3 protein-coding genes are annotated in these 3,845 nt (G+C 69.1%); all 3 read right to left on the bottom strand.

Going from position 1 to position 3,845, the window contains the following annotated elements; genetic code table 11:
- Positions 1-1,179 (bottom strand): glycoside hydrolase family 71/99-like protein (locus tag KBX53_RS25370; protein WP_247676192.1); only part of this gene is annotated, 1,179 nt, incomplete at its 3' end.
- Positions 1,180-1,304: 125 nt separating this feature from the next.
- The gene (locus KBX53_RS25365) at positions 1,305-2,345 is read right to left on the bottom strand and encodes a GDP-mannose 4,6-dehydratase (protein WP_051708736.1); all 1,041 of its coding nucleotides are present in this window, start codon (positions 2,343-2,345) and stop codon (positions 1,305-1,307) included.
- A 220-nt stretch (positions 2,346-2,565) separates the two neighbouring features.
- Positions 2,566-3,786, bottom strand: coding sequence for a YeiH family protein (locus KBX53_RS25360; RefSeq protein ID WP_210862025.1), 1,221 nt, complete (start codon positions 3,784-3,786; stop codon positions 2,566-2,568).
- Positions 3,787-3,845 lie beyond the last annotated feature (59 nt).

Raw genomic sequence — 3,845 nt, 5'->3', positions numbered from 1 at the left:
GATTCGCAGGTAGTAGTCGGCGGAGCAGGCGACGCCGTCCTCGTCCAGGGCCCGGATGTTCGCGCCGGCCGGGGTGGTGGCCTGGGTTTCGGACGTCTTGGCGATCTGGTTGCCCTCGTTGTACTCGTCGAACATGGACACGTACAGGCCCTGGGAGCCGAGCCGGATCATGTTGTAGATGTGCCGCCAGTAGAAGTCGCCGTGTTTGCGGTGCCCCCCGGCCAGGTCGCCGGGCATCACGCAGGGCAGGTAGTCGATGCCGCGCGCCGCGCAGTCGGCCATGTCGCCGACGTTGACGTTGTTGTAGTACGAGTCCAGTTCCTCGACGGTCCTGGCCCGGTAGACCATCCACGGCGAGATCGCGTGGAAGGCGTGGTAGACGTCGAGGAAGCCGGGGCGGGAGTCCTCGATGCCCTGCCGCCACCAGGTGGGCACGCCGCCGATGACGTAGCAGCCCTGCGCCTTGAACCAGTTGATCACCTCCAGGCAGGGCCCGGGGGTGAAGGGGCGGCTGGGCTCGCTGAACCCGAAACCCCAGATGCAGACGACCGGCTTGCCGTTCTGCCGGGCGTACGCGGACGACGCGGTGTGCGCCGCCATCTTCGTCGTCCAGTCGGTCTTGATCTCCGACTGGAAACTCAACCAGTCGGTGACGTCGTACATGATGTAGAACTTGCGGTTGTACCGCTCGGCCGCGGAGCGCACCTTCTGCGCCATCGCGTCGCGGGTCGGGCCCTCGTCGCCCATCGGGTTGAACCGTTGCAGGGCGGCGGTGTCGCAGCCGTACTCCTGCATCCAGCGGAAGTGGGTGTCCACCGTCTGCTGGTCGTACGAGGAGAAAAGGGTGGCCGGCTGGCCGTTGCCCAGGTTGGGGTACGCGGTGGGGTAACTGCGGGTGTACTCCCGCATGTCCGGCCAGGACACGATGGTGGTGTTGGCGGACGAGGGCGGCTGGAACCGGTCGCGGCTCCAGTGCCACCACCCGCCGATCGGCGCGCCGTCGCCGGGGGCGCTGAACCAGCCCTGGTAGCCGACCGTCACCTTGCCGACCACGTCCCCGGGAGGACTGGCGGCGTGCGCGGGGCCGGCCACCGTGTTGAGCAGCTCGGTGGTGGAGGCGGTGGCGAGGGCGGACCCGGCCAGTACCGATGTGACGAACCTGCGGCGGGACACCGCCATGACGACCACTCCTTCTTCGACGGAAGGCATTGACGGTCATCGTGGCAGCAGTGGATGCCGCACCGCAAGAGTGAGACTGTTCGATGAAATTCCCGATCAGATGACGGGAAATATGCGCTGGGATGTCAGCGACTGAGCGCCCACGCCGGGGACAGGATGTGGCTGCCGGTCTGGCGGCGGCGCGCTTCGCGCACCGTCATCCGGACGCCCTCGGTGAAGCCGACAGTGGGGTGCCAGCCGAGCAGCTCGCGCGCCCGGCGGGTGTCCAGCGCCATGTCGCGGACCTCGCCCGACCAGGGCAGCGGCTCGTAACGGGCCACCTCGTCGACGCCGAACGCCTCCCGGACGGTGTCGTACACCTCGTTGACGCTGGTCTGCCGCCCCGAAGCGATGTTGACAGTCCCCACTCCGCTGTGGTGACAGGCGAGCGCGATCGCCTCGGCGACATCGCCGACGTAGACGAAGTCCCGGGTCTGCGTACCGTCGCCGTGGATGACCGCCTGCCGGCCCCCGAGCAGCGCGTCGACCATCAGGGACACCACACCGCAGTCGCCGCCCTCCTGCCGGGGCCCGTAGACATTTCCCAACACCATCGAGGTGTACGACAGGCCGTGCTGACGTCCGTACCAGTCGAGGTAGTGCACGCCGACGGCCTTGCTGACGCCGTACGGGCTCACCGGCGCGATCGGGTGGTCCTCGCGCACCGGCAACTCGTGCGCGGCGACGCTGCCGAAGATGTCGCTGCTGGTCGCGTTGACGATCAGCCGTACGCCGCTGCGGGCGCAGGCGTCCAGCACGTTGACGGTGCCGAACACGTTCACGTCGGCGTCGTACAGCGGTGAACGACGGGCGGTGGGAAGGCTCGGCTGCGCGGCGAGGTGCACCACCACGTCCGGCTGCCACTCGTGGATGACCTCGACACCCTCCGACGCGCGGATGTCACCGGAGATGACGTCCGCCTCGGTCAGCCCGCCGCACACGGCGTCGGCCAGGTTCTCGATCCGGCCGGTGGAGAAGTTGTCGAGCACCCGGACCTGGCTGCCCATCAGCATCAGCCGGGCGACCACGTGGCTGCCGATGAAGCCGGCGCCTCCGGTGACCAGCACGCGCCGGGGCACCAGGCCCGTCGGCGGATCGACACCGACGGCGGTGACGGGCAGGTCCATGAGGAACTCCTTGGAACGACGGAACGGTCGGCCCGCAGCTGCAACCGGCCGACCGTAACCCACCCAACAGCTACCAAACGGACACTTAGCCCAACGCCCTGCGTGGATACCCGTGATTCGGTCCCTTGAGGTCAGTTTTCACCCATTCAGCTGCACGTCACCGGTGTCGCTAGTAGTTTGCTCACGGGCTGTCGAGACGACCCCGCGGCGATCGCCCGCCTCATGCTGAGAAATTGCGGAACAGCAGGGACGCCAGGCCGAGCGCCAACGCGAGGTTGAACACCGTGGCGCTGGCGAACACCGCCACCGGTCGCCAACCCGCCTCCCGCAGCGACGCGACCCGGACCTCCAGACCGATGCTGACGAAGGCCAGGATCAGGAACCAGACGCGCAGGTCGTTCACGATGGCGATGGTGGCCTTCCCGTCCGCACCCGTCGCGTCGAGGTACCAGGTGGCGATGACCGAGGCCGCGATGAAGCCGAGGACGAACTTCGGGAACCGCGTCCACAGCTCACCGAGACCTGGTCGGGCCGCGCCGGGCCGTCGTTCCACCCGCAGTGTGAAGTACGCGGTGAGCGCGACCGCGACCACACCCATCAGGGCGTTCTGGGTGACCTTGACGATGCTGGCGATCTGGAGAGCCTCCTCCCCGGCGAGCGCTCCCGCGGCGGTGACCGCGGCCGTGGTGTCGATGTTGCCACCGATCCAGGCACCGGCCACCGCGTCGGAGAGCCCGAACGCATCGGCCAACCAGGGCAGGATGAAGATCGACGGCAGCGCGAAGACGATGACCAGACTCGCCGTGTAGGCCAACTGCTCGCGGCGCGCCCGCACCGCGCCGGCGGCGGCGATCGCCGCGCTGACCCCACAGATCGACACCGCCGACGCGAGCAGCGCCCGCAGCTTGTCGTCGAGGCCGAACCGGCCAGCCAACCACCAGGTGAAGAGGAAGACCCCGCTGATCAGCAGGATCGCCTGGGCGATCGCCGGGCCGGCGGCGCTGGCGATGACCGCCAGGTTGATCGACGCCCCGAGCAGCACCAGACCGGTCTTGATGAAGAACTCGGTGCGGAACGCGGCGGCTATCCGGTCGCGCCACCCGAGCACTGTGACGGCGACGTTGCCGAGCAGGCCGAGCAGGATCGCGTAGACCGGGTACTCGATCGCCGCTCCGATGTCCTCGACGGCGGTGCCCTCGGCCCAGGCCGGGACGTTCTGCTCCAGAAAGCGGGTCAGCGCGGCGAGACCGACCACGATCAGCAGGCCGACTGCCGTCCAGGCCCAGAACGCCCCGTCACGCACCACACTGGTCGGACCGGCGGGGTCGACGGTGGTCGGCGACGTACTCGGCTCGGCCACGTTCTCGGCGGGTGCGTCGCTGGCCCGGGTGGCGGCGGGCGTGCCGGGCTCGCTGCCCGTGCGGGTCGCGTCGGCGGTCATCAGGGCACCAGCCCGGCGGGGATGGCACCGAGCAGGACCAGGGCGAGCAGTGCCAGCCC

Origin of the sequence: Micromonospora sp. M51, assembly GCF_018070305.1 — a bacterium.
GTDB lineage: Bacteria > Actinomycetota > Actinomycetes > Mycobacteriales > Micromonosporaceae > Micromonospora > Micromonospora parva.
Note: the sequence above shows the minus strand (reverse complement) of the source record. Positions and strands in the feature narration are given on the sequence as shown.

What these genes read in the sequence shown, in the direction of transcription:
- KBX53_RS25360 (WP_210862025.1), bottom strand. Translation starts at nt 3,786, where the DNA reads ATGACCGCCGACGCGACCCGCACGGGCAGCGAGCCCGGCACGCCCGCC.
- KBX53_RS25365 (WP_051708736.1), bottom strand. Translation starts at nt 2,345, where the DNA reads ATGGACCTGCCCGTCACCGCCGTCGGTGTCGATCCGCCGACGGGCCTG.